Raw genomic sequence first — 14,922 nt, forward strand, 5'->3', positions numbered from 1 at the left:
TACCAAGGCCCGACATTTCGCGGTTTTGTCTCATTTAGCAAGGCGCAACCGGCGCCGTTCAACTTTTTGCGACATTGCCTGCACAAGGCTGTATGGCGTCGATCAACGCCTTTTTGCCTGCTAAAGAACGCCACCGATTCGCCGTTAACATCCGATTAACCAGCTTTCTTGGCTGTTTCTTAGCCACTCCCAGACGAGACTCCACCATGCCGGGAAACCGAGACGGGACGGGAACCAGATCGAACCGGTTGTGCAGCCACGATGCCGCGGATAGCTTGTATTCGGGCGTCGGCGTCGGCACATGCCGCTATGAGAAGACCACAACAATGGAATTTGGCGGCGAATGAAGGTCGTTGAACGATACATAATGCGACGTACGTTCGAGATGTTCATGGCAGCCCTGCTGTGGACATTGGCGATCGTATGGACGACGCAGGTTCTCGCCCGTATCGACCTCGTCACCGACAGCGGCCAGTCGGCCCTCACCTTCTTCGAGATTGCAACGCTTATCCTGCCGTCGATTATCCCCATCGTCGTGCCTTTCGCGATCATCATCGCGGTGGCGCAGACCCTGAGCACGATGAACAGCGATTCCGAACTGGTGGTGATCAGCGCTGCCGGAAGTTCGCGTTCGACGATAACGCGCCCGATCATCATCCTCGCTGCTCTTGCCAGCGTCTTCGCCTTCGCCGTCGACAACGGCATCGACCCCTATGCCCGCGAGCGCGGCCGTGAACTGGTGGCTGCGGCGCGCGCCGACCTCCTGTCCCTGGTCATCCAGGAAGGCACGTTCCGCAAGGTCGATGACGGCCTGTTCGTGCAGGTCGGCGAGAGGCTTCCCGACGGGCGGCTAGGAGGCATCTTCGTTGCCGATTCGCGCCAGCCGAATGTCGATCTGGTCTACTACGCCAAGAAGGGCGCGGTCGTTCAGCAGGACGGCAAGAGCATGCTCGTCATGAACGACGGCGTGGTTCACCGGAAGACGCCCGCGGGCGACGTCTCCGTCATTCGCTTCACCTCCTATGCCTTTGATCTTTCAGCATTTTCAGCGGCAGCAAGTGAAGTGACGATGTATCCCAAGGACCGCACGCTGCCCTATCTGTTCAACCCCAATCCCAATGACAAGATCTACCAGAACAGCCCGCAGCAGTTCCGCGCCGAGATCCATCGCCGCTTCACCGAATCCTTCTACGCGCTTGTCTTCGCGCTGATCGCGCTGGCGGTTGCAGGCGACGCGCGTTCGCACCGTGAAAGCCGCATCCATCCTCTGATGACGGCGGTGACGATCGCGCTTTTCGTTCGCTGGCTCGGCTTTTTCGTGACCCAGCAGTCGCAGTCCAATCCGCTGTTCAGCCCGCTTGTCTACGCCGTGCCGATCATAACGTCCCTCGTGGCAATCGGCTTTATCAGAAGCAACAGAACGATGGAGCTTCCGATCACCTGGGCCGAGCGTCTTTCAGACTTTGCATCGCAATCCGGTGACCGCATGTCCATCTTCTGGCTCCGCCTTAAAGGTCGTTTGGCCGGAGGGTCCGCATAATGGGCTGGACGCTGGGACGCTACTTCTTCAGCCGCTATGCCGTGATAACCATGTGGTTTTTTCTCGGCATTTATGCGCTGGTCTTCCTCATCGACTTCACGGAATTTTCCAGCCGCGTTTCCGGCCTGCCCAATTTCACGTTCTTTACCGCGCTTTCGGTTTCGGCACTCCGCGTGCCGATGATCATGATGCAGACCGTGCCTTTCGTGGCGCTCTTTGCCGCCATGGCGACGCTGATTTCGCTCAATCGCAAGTATGAGCTGGTGATCGCGCGGGCGGCGGGCATTTCGGCCTGGCAGTTCCTGCTGCCGGCATGCATCGGCGCGCTTCTGTTCGGCATCCTCACCGTCGGCGTCCTGAACCCCTTCGCGGCTTACGGTCTGTCGCGATCCGAATTCATCGAGACCAACCTGCGTTCCGGCGCCTCAAACGAGGTTTCGGCCTTTGCCGCTCCGTGGATCCACCAGAAGACCGGTGACAGCGACACGATCATCGGCGCGCGAGCGATTCTCAACCAGGGACTGGAACTCTCGGACGCCGTTTTCTTCGAACTCGACAAGAACGGCGAGATCGTCGAGCGCAAGGACGCCCAGCGCGCTTTCCTGCGCGACGGCTACTGGGAATTGCAGAACGTCAAGCGCTTCCGCGAAGGCATTCGCCTGGAAACGCTGGAGACCGATCGTGTGCCGACGAATCTCAAGCCGGAGTTCGTTCAGGAACGGCTCGCCAGGCCCGAAACGATCCCGTTTTATGAGCTTCCGGGCAAGATCAAGGTGGCCCAATCCTTCGGCCTCAGGGCCAACGCTTTTGCCATGCAATTCCATTCGCTTATGGCCATGCCGCTACTTCTTGTCGCGATGACTCTCATCGCGGCCACAGTCTCCATGCGTTTTGCAAGGATGGGGCAATCTTCAACGATGATTCTGGGTGGCGTCGTCGCCGGGTTTCTGCTTTATGTCGTATCGGTTCTGGTCAAAGCGTTTGGGAACGCAGGATTCGTTCCGCCTTTTGTTGCAGCGTGGCTTCCAGTGATAGTAGCAATGTTTTTTGGGGTGACCTTCCTGCTATACAGGGAGGATGGTTAGGTGGGGGTCGCGGTGATTTCAGCGCGCAAATCGGTGACGTTGACGCGCCTTTATGGTGCGACGGCGCTTGCCTGTCTGTTCGCCTATGCCCTGCCCGCCGCGCCAGCCTTCGCGCAGGACGTCCAGAGCCTCAAGCCAGACATTCCAGCCGGCTCGCAGATGCTGATGGAAGCCGACACCCTGGTCTACGACAATGACGCCAACACGGTGACCGCCGTCGGCGGCGTGCAGATCGATTACGGCGGCAACCGGCTCGTCGCGCAGCGCGTCGCCTATGATCGCAAGAGCTCGCGCCTGGTCGCCAGCGGCAATGTCCAGGTCGTCAATAGCGACGGCACCAAGATGTATTCCGAAGAGATCGACGTTACCGACGATTTCGCCGACGGTTTCATCAATGCCCTGCGCGTCGAAACCGTCGACAAGACCTATTTCGCCGCTGAGAGCGGCGAGCGAAAATCAGGCACGCTGACGACCTTCAACAATGGCGTCTATACCGCTTGCGCACCTTGCGAGGAAAAGCCCGACAAAGCGCCGATCTGGCGCATCAAGGCGCAGAAGATCATCTGGAACGGCAAGACCAAGGTCGTCCGCTTCGAGAAGTCGAAATTCGAGTTCTTCGGCTTTCCCATTGCCTATCTGCCGGCTTTCGAGATCGCCGACCCTACGGTTAAGCGCAAGAGCGGCTTCCTGATCCCGAGCATAAGCCAGAAGTCCGAACTCGGCTTTGGCCTTTCCATCCCCTATTATTTCGCGCTGTCGCCGACCTACGATCTCACGATCACCGGAACCGGCTACACCAAGCAGGGCTTTCTCGGCCAGGCCGAATGGAACCAGCGTTTCAACAACGGCCAGTACAGCCTGAAGATCGCCGGCATCCGCCAGAATGATCCGGATGCGTTGAGGGACAACGGCAGGTATACCGTCGACTCAGGCCCCAACGGTGATCCGAACAAGTTCCGCGGCATGGTCGGCACGAATGGCCATTTCGACATCAATCCGCGCTGGGCGTTCGGCTGGGATATTCTTGCGCAGACCGACAAGAATTTTGCCCGCACATATTCGATCGACGGCTACAACCAGTATGTCCGCCGCAACGAAATCTACCTGACCGGTCTGAGCGGCCGTAACTACTTCGATCTCCGGGCGATGAAATTCGACATCCAGGAGGATTATCTCGACACGTCCAGCTCAGCACGAGACGCGAAAGAAGCGTGGGCCCTGCCCTCGCTGGACTACTCCTACACGCCCGACGAACCTGTGTTCGGCGGCGAGTTGAATTTCGACGTCAATGCGCGCTCGATCTACCGCTCGGAGCTTGATGCCCGCTTGGCCACGCCGTTCGTTCGCGGCATCGACGGCAATTCAACCAGACTGACGGCGGAAGCCGAATGGAAGCGCAACTTCGTTACGGATGGCGGCCTCGTGGTCACCCCGCTGCTCGCGTTCCAGATGGATGGCACGTCGGTCAACCAGACGTCGGCCTCCGCCGCCGCAATCGAGGCCATGGCAGCTAACCCGAACATCGGTGTAGAGGCCGATGTCCGCTCCGCCTATTATCGCGCGATGGCCACGGCCGGCCTCGAACTGCGTTGGCCGGTTCTGTTCTCGTTCAGCAGCGGCTCGCATATTCTCGAGCCCATGGCGCAGGTCTTTGCCCGTCCCGACGAGCCCTATGCCGATACGCTCGGCATTCCCAACGAGGACGCGCAGAGCTTCGTCTTCGACGCGACGACGCTGTTCGAACGCGACAAGTTTTCGGGTTACGACCGCATAGAGGGTGGCACGCGCGCCAATGTCGGCATGCGTTATTCCGGCAGCTTCAACAATGGCTGGACGACGAACGCCCTGTTCGGCCAATCCTACCAGCTTGCCGGGCGCAACTCGTTCGACTCGCCGGACCTGGTCAATGTCGGCGCCTATTCCGGTCTCGAGACGACCGACTCCGATTTCGTCGGCCTCGTCGGCTTCGCGACGCCGTTCGGTTTGTCGTCGTCGGTGAGCGCACGGTTGGACGAGCAGACCGCGGAAGTGCGACGCGCCGAACTCAAGGCCGGCTATAACACAAGCGCATTGTCGCTGACGGCCCAGTACGCCTTCATCCAGGCGCAGCCTCTCTATGGCTTCGCCAACGACCGCAGGGAAGTCACGCTTGGAGCCTCGGTTCGCTTCCACGAGAACTGGCGCACCTTCGGTTCGGGAACGTATGATTTTGAATCGGGTGTCGTAACGCGCGACGCAGTCGGTTTCGCCTATGACGACGAATGCTTCACATACGCGATGACGATGAGCCAAAAACGCGATCCGTTGAAGGTACAGGAGGACGAACGGACCTTCGGCTTCAACATCTCCTTCCGTACCCTCGGTGATTTTGGCTCGACAACAAGCCAATTCGGGCAGCAGTAAGCGCTACGGCTCAAAGGTCATCGTTTCGCCGCATAGGGTGGGCATCCAAAACCATGACTATTCAGCAAGAAAATCGAGCACGGAGATCGAACGGCATGACTTCGATCAGGAAGTATCTTCTTTCCACCGGATTGGCGTTATTTGTGGCGCTAGGCTCGGCACCTTTGACGATGGCCGTTCAGCCGGCCCAGGCCAGCGAGATCAAATACGTCGTCAATAACGTGCCGATCACCACCTACGATATTCAGCGGCGCGCGGCATTCATGAAGCTGCAGCACCGCAAGGGCAATCTCAACAAGCTCGCTGCGGACGAGATGATCGACCAGACGCTGCGCACGGCGGAAATGAAGCGCCTCGGCATCAAGGTCTCGGATCAGCAGATCGAAGACGCTTTCAATCGCTTTGCTAGCTCCAACAAGATGAAGCCCTCGCAGCTCACCGGCGTGCTTCAGCAGGCCGGTGTGACGGCAGAGCATTTCAAGCAGTTCATCGGCACCCAGATGGGCTGGAACCAGGCGCTTTCGGCGCGATTCCGCTCGCAGGGCGGCAGCATGAGCGAGCAGGACGTCGTCCAGCGCATGCTTCAGCAGGGCGGCAACAAGCCGTCCGCCACCGAATACATGCTTCAGCAGGTCATCTTCGTGGTGCCCGCAAAGGAGCGCGGCAATATCGGCAAGCGCAAGCGCGAGGCTGAAGCCATGCGTGCCCGCTTCAGCGGCTGCGACAGCACCCGCCAGTTCGCCAAGGGCCTGCTGGACGTGACCGTGCGCGACCTCGGCCGCGTGCTTGCGCCTGAACTGCCGGCCGAATGGGCCGACCAGATCAAGAAGACGAAGACGGGTGGCGCGACGGGCGTCCGTGAGACGGAACGCGGCGTCGAATTCATCGGCGTCTGCAGCTCGCGCGAAGTCTCGGACGATCGCGTCGCCAAGATGGTGTTCCAGTCCGAAGGCTCGAAGGACGACCAGGCTGGAGAGCTCGACAAGAAGTACATCGCCGAATTGCGGAAGAATGCCCGCATCGTCGAGCGCTGATCCATTGTGCCGCCACGCAATGACGGCCCATTGCTGGCACTCACGGCGGGCGATCCTTCGGGCATAGGCCCCGAGATCGCCATTGCCGCGTGGCAGGCGCGCAACTTGCACAGCGTCGCGCCCTTCTACCTCCTGACCGATCCCGCTTTGCTGGCCGCCCGCACGCGGCATCTCGGCATCACCGTCCCGATCCAGGAAACGACGCCGGCAGACGCGGCAGCCGTCTTCGCGCGCGCCCTGCCCGTCGTGCCGCTCCAGCCGCGCTTCACGGATACTCCGGGCCTACCTGATGCCGCCAATGCGGCCGGCATCGTCGAAGCCATCGACCGCGCGGTCGCCGATGTCCATTCCGGCGTGGCTGCTGCCGTCGTCACCTGCCCCATTGCCAAGAAGCCGCTCTACGATGCCGGCTTCCGCTTTCCCGGCCACACCGAATATCTCGCCCATCTCGCCGGCCTGAAGGAAGGCCGCGAGATCATCCCCGTCATGATGCTTGCAGGGCCGGATCTGCGCGCCGTGCCGGTGACGATCCACATTCCGCTGGCCGATGTGCCGGGCGCGCTTACCCGGGCGGCAATCGAAGAAATCTCCCGCATCACGGCGCATGATCTCGCCGCGCGCTTCGGCATCGCGAAGCCACGTCTCGCCATCTCCGGCCTCAACCCGCATGCCGGCGAAGGCGGCGCCATGGGCGGCGAGGACGAGGCGATCATCCGCCCGGCGGTCGAGGCGCTGCGCCGCGCCGGCATCGACGCTTTCGGGCCGCTGCCGGCTGATACGATGTTCCACCCGCGCGCGCGCGCCGGCTATGACGCGGCGATCTGCATGTATCACGATCAGGCGCTGATCCCCGCCAAGGCACTGGCCTTCGACGAGACGGTCAACGTCACGCTCGGCCTGCCCTTCATCCGCACTTCGCCCGACCACGGCACGGCCTTCGACATCGCCGGCAAGGGCATTGCCCGCCCCGACAGCCTCATCGCCGCGCTGACGCTCGCCCGGCTGCTCGCCGACAATGAAAGCCAAGCCAAATGACGCTCGATGGACTGCCGCCGCTGCGCGATGTCATCGATCGGCATGAGCTTCAGGCCAAGAAGTCGCTCGGCCAGAATTTCCTGCTCGACCTCAATCTCACCGGCAAGATCGCCCGCACTGCCGGCGATCTCAGCGCCACGACAGTCATCGAGGTCGGCCCCGGCCCCGGCGGACTGACCCGGGCGCTTTTGATGAACGGTGCAAAGCGCGTCATAGCGATCGAGCGCGACGAGCGCTGCCTTGCAGCATTGGCCGAGGTTTCGGCGCATTATCCCGGCCGGCTGGAAGTGGTTTCAGGCGATGCGCTCAAAACCGATTTTGCGGCACTCGCCAGCGGCGAGCCGGTCAAGATCGTCGCCAACCTGCCCTACAACATCGGCACCGAACTGCTCATTCGCTGGCTCACGGTGCCGCAATGGCCGCCCTTCTATTCCTCGATGACGCTGATGTTCCAGCGCGAGGTGGCGCAGCGCATCGTGGCGGCACCCGACAGCGATGCCTATGGCCGGCTCAGCATTTTGGCCGGCTGGCGCACGCAGGCCAGGATCGCCTTCGACGTGCCGCCGCAGGCTTTCAAGCCACCGCCGAAGGTCACCTCGTCGGTCGTGCATCTCATCCCGCGCGAGAATCCGCTCCCTGCCGACGTACGCGTGCTGGGGCGTGTCACGGAAGCTGCCTTCGGCCAGCGCCGCAAGATGCTGCGCCAGAGCCTCAAGGGCATCGAGGGCGCCCGCCTGCTCGAAGCAACCGGGATCGACGGCACACGCCGCGCGGAGACGCTGGATATCGCCGAGTTCGTGGCGCTGGCGAATGCCGTGTCGCGCAAGGATTGACAATGCAGAGCCTCGGCGTGGTCCCTCGACTTTTCCCGCTTGTCGAGACCGGGCAGAAAACCAGCACAATCCGCTGGCGCGAAACCCGGATCGAACCGGGCTACATGCGCTATGTCTGCGACGGTGACGCCGCGAAGACAGCAATCGTCTGGGTCACTCGCTGCACCGACCTGCCGCTATCCGAGGCGGCGGCCTTTGTCGGGCGCGAGGCGGAATGGCCGAAGGATGTCATGCTGGAAGGCATGCGCGAGCACTATCCGGAAATAGAATGGACGGACATCGTCCAGATCATCGAGCACCTGACGCCCGCCGAAACAGCCAGGCGTCCGGATTTCCCGGCCTGACTTCGGCTGGGAAAACTACAATTTCTCGTCCAGCAAGCCTGAGATGAAATCGAACAGGCCGGGCCGGCGGTCGCGGCGCAGGCGCTCGGCTGCAACGATCGCTCTGACCTCGGCGTAAGCCTGGTTCAGGTCGTGATTGACGACGACGAAATCATATTCCTTCCAATGCTCGATCTCTTCGCGTGCATTCTGCAGGCGCTTTTCGATCGCCGCGTCGGCGTCCTCGGCGCGGCGCTTCAGCCGTGCCTTCAGTTCCGCCATCGACGGCGGCAGGATGAAGATCGAGACGATGTCGACCCGCATCTTGTCCTTGAGCTGAAGCGCGCCCTGCCAGTCGATGTCGAAAAGCATGTCGCGGCCTTCCGCCATCGCCGCCTCGACCGGCTCGCGTGGCGTGGCGTAATAGTTGCCGTGCACCTCGGCCCATTCGAGCAGCGCATCGGAATCGCGCAGGCGCTCGAAATCACGCTGCGTCACGAAATGGTAGTGCACGCCGTCGATCTCGCTGCCGCGGCGCGGACGTGTCGTGACGCTGACCGACAGGCTAAGTGCCGGGTCTTTCTCCAGCAGATTGCGCGCAATGGTCGACTTTCCGGCCCCGGAAGGGGACGACAGCACCAGCATGAGGCCACGGCGGCGAATATTGGTCTCAGCGGCCATAGGCCATTACTCCAGATTTTGAACCTGCTCGCGAAACTGGTCGACGACGGCCTTGAGCTCCAGCCCGATGGCTGTAACAGCGGCAGCGTTCGATTTCGAGCATAAGGTATTCGATTCGCGGTTAAATTCCTGTGCCAGGAAGTCGAGCTTGCGGCCGATAGAGCCACCGCCCGAGAGCAGCGCCCTGCCCGAAGCCACATGGGTCTTGAGCCGGTCGATCTCCTCGCGGATATCGGCCTTGGTCGCCAGAAACGCCGCTTCCTGATGCAGGCGGCCTTCGTCGAGATTACTGGCGGCATCCATCAGAAGCGCGATCTGCTCGGCGATCCGCGCGCGGATGACGGCAGGTTCGCGCGACGGATCGGCCTCGGCCTTGAGCGTCAACGCCTCTATCGTGTCGATATGGCCAAGCAGAAGATCGCCCAGCGCCTTCCCTTCAGCCTGGCGTGCCTGTTCCAGCCCGGTCAAGGCGGCGTCGAGCGCGCTCAGCACCGCTGCGTCCAGGCTGGCCCGCGTCTCCTCGGTCTCCGTCGTCTCGGGTATGTCCAGCACACCGCGCAGGGCGAGCAGCCCGTCCGCCGTTGGCGGGGAGGCTCCGAACTGCTCCTGCAGGCGCTTTGCCAGCCCCGCCAGATCCTTGAGAAGGACTTCGTTGACGACCGGAGACACCAGCATGCCGGCAGCGCGCGTGATCGTGAGCGTCACCTGCATATTGCCGCGCGAAAAGCGCTTCTGCACGGCCTGGCGCGCCTGCGGCTCCAGCCTCTCGAAACCCTGCGGCAGCCGGAACCGTGCCTCGACGCTCTTGCCGTTCACCGATTTCAGTTCCCAGGCAATCGCCGTGCCATCATGCTCGGCCGAAGCGCGAGAAAAGCCCGTCATGCTCTGCAATGTCATCCCTCGCCCCCTCTCCGTGCCTGGAGCGGTTCAGTTTTTGATAGAATCGTTGAACCGCTCTAAGTATTTGTTTTTACGTAATTCCGGACGGAAAGCCGTTTCACGCTTTTCCTGGAATTCCTCTAACGGCAAAGTCGCGGAAATCCGCTTCTGCAAATGCGGCGGGCCGGCAAGCGGCCCGATACAGACTGATCATCGTGTAGAAACAGCGGGTTCCTATTGCGCCGCAGGTGCCGGCGCGCCCTCTGTCGTTCCTTGCGTTTCCCCAGCTTTGGCGGCTTCTTCGGCCTGCTTCTTCTGTACGGCGCGCCACCGCGCCACATTCTCGTTGTGCTCGTTGAGCGATTTCGCAAAGACGTGCCCGCCGGTGCCGTCAGCGACAAAGTAGAGATCATCGGTTTTCGACGGGTTGGCGACCGCCTCAAGCGAAGCTTTGCCCGGATTGGCGATCGGCGTCGGCGGCAGGCCGTTGATGACATAGGTGTTGTAGGGCGTCGGCTTCTGGATGTCGGACTGGTAGATCGGCCGGTCGGAAGGCCGGCCCTTGCCGCCGAACAGACCGTAGAGAATGGTCGGGTCGGACTGCAGCCGCATATTCTTGTTCAGGCGGTTTATGAACACCGCGGCAACCCGCGAGCGCTCGTCGTTGCGGCCTGTTTCCTTCTCCACGATGGAAGCCAGCGTGACAAATTCGTTGATATCGGCCAGCGGCAGATCAGGCGAGCGGCGGTCCCAAATGTCTTCGACGAGTTGCTTCTGGTGGGCCAGCATTTTGTCGATGATCTGCTGGCGCGTCGCGCCCCGCATGAAACGCTGCGTGTCCGTGGCCAGGCTGCCTTCCGGCGGCAGTGTCGCCGGCATGTCGCCGGTCAGCGCGTCCTGTTCGGCGATGCGCTGGAACGCCTGTTCGACGGTCAGGCCCTCGGGAATCGTCAGCGAATACATCACCGACTTGCCGCTCTTGAGCAGTTCCATAACCTCATGCATGGAAGCGCCCGGCTTGATCTCGTATTCGCCGGTCTTCAGCGCCATGTCGTTGCCATAGGCGCGCACACCAAGGCGGAAGATGCGCGCATCGCTGATCAGACCGCGACGCTCGAGCTGGTCGGCGATGTCCTGGACACCAGTGCCGGGCTTGACCATAAAGGTCTGCGCCGTAGTCGTCGGGCCGGGGCCTTCGAATTCACGCTTGCCGAAATAGACCGCACCGCCGGCCACGATGACCGCCAGAATCACCAGCGAAAGCATGAAGTTGAGGAACACAACGAACTGATTACGCGAGGCGCGCGAGCGCGTGCGTTTCGGCGGCGGCGTGCCCTGTTCCGGGCGCAGTGCTTCGCTGGCGCTCTTCGGAACGATCGGTTTAGGCGGCTCGGGACGCCGGCCGAATTCGCCGTCGGAAGGATTGGTGTTCATAGCGCCTCAACACTTTGCAATCAGACGAATCCCCACCGAGAAAAGGGTCGAAGGCAGACCCTAGGCACGAATATGTCAAAATTCGCGGCGAAACGGCCCTATTTGGCAGCCGTCAGCCGTTATAGCGCTGGAAAACCAGCGACGCATTCGTTCCGCCGAAACCAAAGGAATTGGACAGCGCTACATCGATCTGGCGCTCGCGCGCCTTGTTCGGCACGAGGTCGATTGCCGTTTCGCGTTCTGGATTGTCCAGATTGATCGTCGGCGGCGCGATGTTGTCGCGAATGGCAAGCACCGAAAAGATCGCCTCGGCGGCACCGGCCGCACCCAAAAGGTGGCCGATCGCCGACTTCGTCGACGACATCGAAATCTTCGACGCAGCATTGCCGACCAGCCGCTCGACCGCGCCAAGCTCGATCGTGTCGGCCATGGTCGATGTGCCGTGGGCGTTGATGTAGTCGACATCCGCCGGCTGCAGGTTGGCGCGTTTGAGCGCAGCGGTCATGCAGCGGAAAGCGCCATCGCCGTCCTCGGCCGGAGCCGTGATGTGGTAGGCATCGCCGGTCAGGCCGTAACCCGTCACCTCGGCATAAATCTTGGCGCCGCGCGCCTTTGCGTGCTCGAGCTCTTCGAGCACCACGACACCGGCGCCCTCGCCCATGACGAAACCATCGCGGTCGCGGTCATAGGGGCGTGAAGCCTGTTCGGGCGTGTCGTTGCGATCGGTGGAAAGCGCCTTGCAGGCGGCGAAACCGGCAAGCGAAAGCCGCGTCACGGGCGCTTCGGCACCGCCGGCCAGCATCACGTCGGCATCGCCGAATATGATCAGCCGGGCCGCGTCGCCGATGGCATGTGCGCCCGTCGAGCAGGCGGTCACCACGGCGTGATTCGGGCCCTTCAGCCCGTGCCGGATGGAGACCTGGCCGGAGACCAGATTGATGATCTGCCCGGGAATGAAGAAGGGGCTGATGCGGCGCGGCCCACGCTCCTTGAGAATGAGCGCATTTTCCGCGATGCCCTCGATGCCGCCGATGCCGGAACCGATCATCACGCCGGTGGCGTGCTGTTCCTCGGGGGTCTTGGGTTCCCAGCCGGAATCCTTGAGCGCTTCATCGGCGGCCGCAATCCCGTAAAGGATGAAGTCGCCGATCTTGCGCAGTTCCTTCGGCTCCAGATAGGCTTCCGGGCTGAAGGTGGCGTTGCTGCCGTCGCCACGCGGAATCACATGCGCGATCTTGCAGGCAAGATCCTCGACCTCGAATTCCGTGATCTTCCTGGCGGCGCTCTTGCCGCTCAGGATTTCTTTCCAGCCATGTTCCACGCCAACGCCAAAAGGCGAAAGCAGACCCATGCCGGTGACGACGACACGCCTCATAGCGATACTCTCGGAAATGCTGACTGCTGACTAGGCGTCAGGCCGAGGCCTTGTCGATGTACTTGACGGCGTCGCCGACGGTCAGAATCGTCTCGGCTGCATCGTCAGGGATTTCAACGCCGAATTCTTCTTCGAAGGCCATGACGAGTTCGACCGTGTCAAGGCTGTCCGCGCCGAGATCATCGATGAAGCTGGCGGCTTCCGTTACCTTGTCGGCCTCGACGCCGAGATGTTCGACAACGATCTTCTTGACGCGCTCTGCGGTGTCACTCATTTGGGCATCCTCGTCTCTTGTTGTTCGTCTTCGTTAACGGCACGACTGCCGCTAATCAAGTTGAAAGATGTTCCCTCCCGGGAACGTAGCGGCAATGGCAGGAAGTTTGCCGAAATCGCCGCGTTGATGGCCGCATTACACGAAAAGACGCCCGCGTCCAATGCGAAAACGCCTGAATTGGCCGTCGTGGGGCGTGAACCCTGTTAAGAATTAGCCTGACCCGAGTCAGGCGAAGTGACTTTCGGCTCCGCCGGAAACAATAACCCCAGCGGCGTGTGAAGCAAGTGGCGCGAGGTGTGTAGAGATTCGGGTCAGGGCGAGCTGAAATGGGGTTGCCGCAGGCAACAAGCGGAGTGGACATTCAGGTCCATGAGCATCGGAAGCGGCATTAGGTAGCACAACTACCGGGGCTGCCTTACGTTCCACCCCAGCCTTTCATCGTCCGAACAACTCTGAATGTGTGCCGAGCCTGACGAATTCGACAAAATTGTCATCGGCATCATAGACCAGGAGAAAATCGCCGCCGATATGGGCTTCCCTCGCCCCTTTCCACTCGTTACCGGAAAGCTCGTGATCGGCCCACTCTGCTCCCAAAGGCTTTTTCAGGATGATCAGCGTCATCAACTCGATGGCGCGATTCATATCCATTTTCCCGGCCTTGTTGTACCGGTCCCAGTCTTTTCGAAATTCCTTGGTATAGTCAGACGCTCTCGGAAGAGGGGCTCGTCTAGCGGCGCTTGGCTTTTTCAAGTTGTTTCCCCGCAGAACTTACCTTCTTGCCGTCGAGATCAGCGAAAAGCTCGTCAGGCGTCGCAAAGCGAGCCCTGCTTGCCTTCCTGATCTCACGAGCCTCGGCAAGGGCGGCACGGGTTGTTTCGTTGGGAACCTTGAGTTCAAGAGGAAAGCTCTGGCTCACGACGACACGATGAAGAAACATCCGAACGGCGTCTGAAACCGAAAGACCGAACGATCCAAGAACCGAGGAGGCCTCGTCACGAATGTCATCATCGACCCGAACGTGAATCATTTTGGTGTTGGCAGCCATGCTAAGACTCCTTGTAGCAGGTAACTCGCTGGACGGGTCGCTCCGCAGCGACCTGACCAGCTAGCTGTCAACACAATATGTATCTCAAATGAGATGCAATCAAGGCCTACAGTTGAATCTGGCTTCCGCTACCCAATCCGGGACAGATGCGCAGAAAATGCCATTTGCAGGCCGTCATGGCGCGAAGATCAGCGCACCTCAGATCATCGCCATGCCGCCGTTCACATGAATCGTCTGGCCGGTGATATAGGCGGCTTCGTTGGACGCCAGATAGACCACCGCCGAGGCGACTTCGGCGCCCGTTCCCATGCGGCGGGTCGGGATGGCGGCCATGATCGCCTCTTTCTGCTTGTCGTTCAGCTTTTCGGTCATGGCTGATTCGATGAAGCCGGGCGCGACGCAATTGACGGTGACGTTGCGGGTGGCGATCTCCTGCGCCAGCGACTTCGAGAATCCGATCATGCCAGCCTTGGAGGCGCAGTAATTGGCCTGGCCGGGATTGCCGGTAACGCCGACGACGGAGCTGATATTGATGATGCGGCCATTGCGGCGGCGCATCATGGGGTGCGTCAGTTCACGCGTCAGGCGGAACACCGCCGTCAAATTGACCTCGATGACGGCATCCCAGTCGGCGTCGGACATGCGCACGAACAGGCCGTCCTTGGTGATGCCGGCATTGTTGACGAGGATGTCGACGCCTTCGAGATCGGCTTCTGCCTTCTGGCCAAGCGCCTTGACCTCGTCGCGATCCGACAGGTTCGCCGGAAACAGCTTTACGCGGTCGCCGAGCTCGGCAGCCAGCGCCTCGAGCTTCTCAACCCGCGTGCCATGAAGGCCGACGGTCGCGCCCTGCGCATGAAGCGCGCGGGCGACTGCCTCGCCAATGCCTCCGGTTGCCCCGGTGACGAGTGCCTTGCGGCCGGTCAGATCGAACATTTTTTGACTCTCCTTCAAGAGCACACCCTTCACACGGGTGGGGTC

At 61.2% G+C, this 14,922-nt stretch carries 15 protein-coding genes; 7 read left to right on the plus strand and 8 right to left on the minus strand.

The window, feature by feature from the left end; translation table 11 throughout:
* The first annotated feature begins 343 nt into the window (after positions 1-343).
* The 7 genes from lptF (at position 344) to DZG07_RS16890 (ending at position 8,274) form a co-directional block, all read left to right on the plus strand.
* Positions 344-1,540, plus strand: a complete 1,197-nt coding sequence (gene lptF / locus DZG07_RS16860; RefSeq protein WP_091912190.1) for an LPS export ABC transporter permease LptF — start codon at positions 344-346, stop codon at positions 1,538-1,540.
* Positions 1,537-2,625 (plus strand): LPS export ABC transporter permease LptG, encoded by a 1,089-nt coding sequence (gene lptG / locus DZG07_RS16865; RefSeq protein WP_175544281.1) that lies wholly within the window; start codon positions 1,537-1,539, stop codon positions 2,623-2,625. The genes lptF and lptG overlap by 4 nt, the downstream gene beginning before the upstream one ends.
* Complete coding sequence (locus tag DZG07_RS16870; RefSeq protein ID WP_119818859.1) at positions 2,626-5,028, plus strand: LPS-assembly protein LptD; 2,403 nt, start codon at positions 2,626-2,628, stop codon at positions 5,026-5,028.
* A gap of 95 nt (positions 5,029-5,123) precedes the next feature.
* Positions 5,124-6,062, plus strand: coding sequence for a peptidylprolyl isomerase (locus DZG07_RS16875; protein ID WP_119818862.1), 939 nt, complete (start codon positions 5,124-5,126; stop codon positions 6,060-6,062).
* 30 nt (positions 6,063-6,092) lie between these two features.
* Positions 6,093-7,097, plus strand: a complete 1,005-nt coding sequence (gene pdxA, locus DZG07_RS16880) for a 4-hydroxythreonine-4-phosphate dehydrogenase PdxA (RefSeq protein WP_119818865.1) — start codon at positions 6,093-6,095, stop codon at positions 7,095-7,097.
* Complete coding sequence (rsmA, locus tag DZG07_RS16885; protein WP_119818867.1) at positions 7,094-7,930, plus strand: 16S rRNA (adenine(1518)-N(6)/adenine(1519)-N(6))-dimethyltransferase RsmA; 837 nt, start codon at positions 7,094-7,096, stop codon at positions 7,928-7,930. The genes pdxA and rsmA overlap by 4 nt, the downstream gene beginning before the upstream one ends.
* A gap of 17 nt (positions 7,931-7,947) precedes the next feature.
* Positions 7,948-8,274 carry an ASCH domain-containing protein gene (locus DZG07_RS16890; RefSeq protein ID WP_245429502.1) on the plus strand — a complete coding sequence of 109 codons (327 nt, stop codon included), beginning with the start codon at positions 7,948-7,950 and terminating at the stop codon, positions 8,272-8,274.
* Positions 8,275-8,289: 15 nt separating this feature from the next.
* Here DZG07_RS16890 and gmk read toward each other — a convergent pair whose 3' ends face one another.
* From gmk to fabG, 8 genes are all read right to left on the minus strand, one after another.
* Complete coding sequence (gmk, locus tag DZG07_RS16895; RefSeq protein ID WP_119818873.1) at positions 8,290-8,934, minus strand: guanylate kinase; 645 nt, start codon at positions 8,932-8,934, stop codon at positions 8,290-8,292.
* Positions 8,935-8,940: 6 nt separating this feature from the next.
* Positions 8,941-9,831 carry a YicC/YloC family endoribonuclease gene (locus tag DZG07_RS16900; protein ID WP_119818875.1) on the minus strand — a complete coding sequence of 297 codons (891 nt, stop codon included), beginning with the start codon at positions 9,829-9,831 and terminating at the stop codon, positions 8,941-8,943.
* Between the two features lie 216 nt (positions 9,832-10,047).
* The gene (gene mltG / locus DZG07_RS16905; RefSeq protein ID WP_119818878.1) at positions 10,048-11,247 is read right to left on the minus strand and encodes an endolytic transglycosylase MltG; all 1,200 of its coding nucleotides are present in this window, start codon (positions 11,245-11,247) and stop codon (positions 10,048-10,050) included.
* Positions 11,248-11,359: 112 nt separating this feature from the next.
* Positions 11,360-12,622, minus strand: a complete 1,263-nt coding sequence (gene fabF / locus DZG07_RS16910; protein WP_091912208.1) for a beta-ketoacyl-ACP synthase II — start codon at positions 12,620-12,622, stop codon at positions 11,360-11,362.
* Between the two features lie 37 nt (positions 12,623-12,659).
* Positions 12,660-12,896 carry an acyl carrier protein gene (locus tag DZG07_RS16915; RefSeq protein WP_019170544.1) on the minus strand — a complete coding sequence of 79 codons (237 nt, stop codon included), beginning with the start codon at positions 12,894-12,896 and terminating at the stop codon, positions 12,660-12,662.
* A gap of 435 nt (positions 12,897-13,331) precedes the next feature.
* Entirely contained in the window at positions 13,332-13,646 is a 315-nt protein-coding gene (locus DZG07_RS16920) for a type II toxin-antitoxin system YafQ family toxin (RefSeq protein WP_119818881.1), read from the minus strand.
* Positions 13,624-13,941, minus strand: coding sequence for a type II toxin-antitoxin system RelB/DinJ family antitoxin (locus DZG07_RS16925; protein ID WP_197716869.1), 318 nt, complete (start codon positions 13,939-13,941; stop codon positions 13,624-13,626). Before DZG07_RS16925 ends, DZG07_RS16920 begins: the two co-directional genes overlap by 23 nt.
* Positions 13,942-14,139: 198 nt before the next feature.
* Positions 14,140-14,877 (minus strand): 3-oxoacyl-[acyl-carrier-protein] reductase, encoded by a 738-nt coding sequence (gene fabG / locus DZG07_RS16930; RefSeq protein WP_091912211.1) that lies wholly within the window; start codon positions 14,875-14,877, stop codon positions 14,140-14,142.
* Between the last annotated feature and the right edge of the window lie 45 nt (positions 14,878-14,922).

This window comes from Mesorhizobium sp. DCY119 (assembly GCF_003590645.1).
GTDB lineage: Bacteria > Pseudomonadota > Alphaproteobacteria > Rhizobiales > Rhizobiaceae > Mesorhizobium_M.

Excerpts from the sequence above, each read along its gene's own strand:
- fabF (WP_091912208.1), bottom strand. The coding sequence starts at position 12,622 with ATGAGGCGTGTCGTCGTCACCGGCATGGGTCTGCTTTCGCCTTTTGGC.
- DZG07_RS16925 (WP_197716869.1), bottom strand. The coding sequence starts at position 13,941 with ATGGCTGCCAACACCAAAATGATTCACGTTCGGGTCGATGATGACATT.
- DZG07_RS16875 (WP_119818862.1), top strand. The coding sequence starts at position 5,124 with ATGACTTCGATCAGGAAGTATCTTCTTTCCACCGGATTGGCGTTATTT.
- gmk (WP_119818873.1), bottom strand. The coding sequence starts at position 8,934 with ATGGCCGCTGAGACCAATATTCGCCGCCGTGGCCTCATGCTGGTGCTG.
- DZG07_RS16915 (WP_019170544.1), bottom strand. The coding sequence starts at position 12,896 with ATGAGTGACACCGCAGAGCGCGTCAAGAAGATCGTTGTCGAACATCTC.
- lptF (WP_091912190.1), top strand. The coding sequence starts at position 344 with ATGAAGGTCGTTGAACGATACATAATGCGACGTACGTTCGAGATGTTC.
- rsmA (WP_119818867.1), top strand. The coding sequence starts at position 7,094 with ATGACGCTCGATGGACTGCCGCCGCTGCGCGATGTCATCGATCGGCAT.
- DZG07_RS16900 (WP_119818875.1), bottom strand. The coding sequence starts at position 9,831 with ATGACATTGCAGAGCATGACGGGCTTTTCTCGCGCTTCGGCCGAGCAT.
- fabG (WP_091912211.1), bottom strand. The coding sequence starts at position 14,877 with ATGTTCGATCTGACCGGCCGCAAGGCACTCGTCACCGGGGCAACCGGA.
- mltG (WP_119818878.1), bottom strand. The coding sequence starts at position 11,247 with ATGAACACCAATCCTTCCGACGGCGAATTCGGCCGGCGTCCCGAGCCG.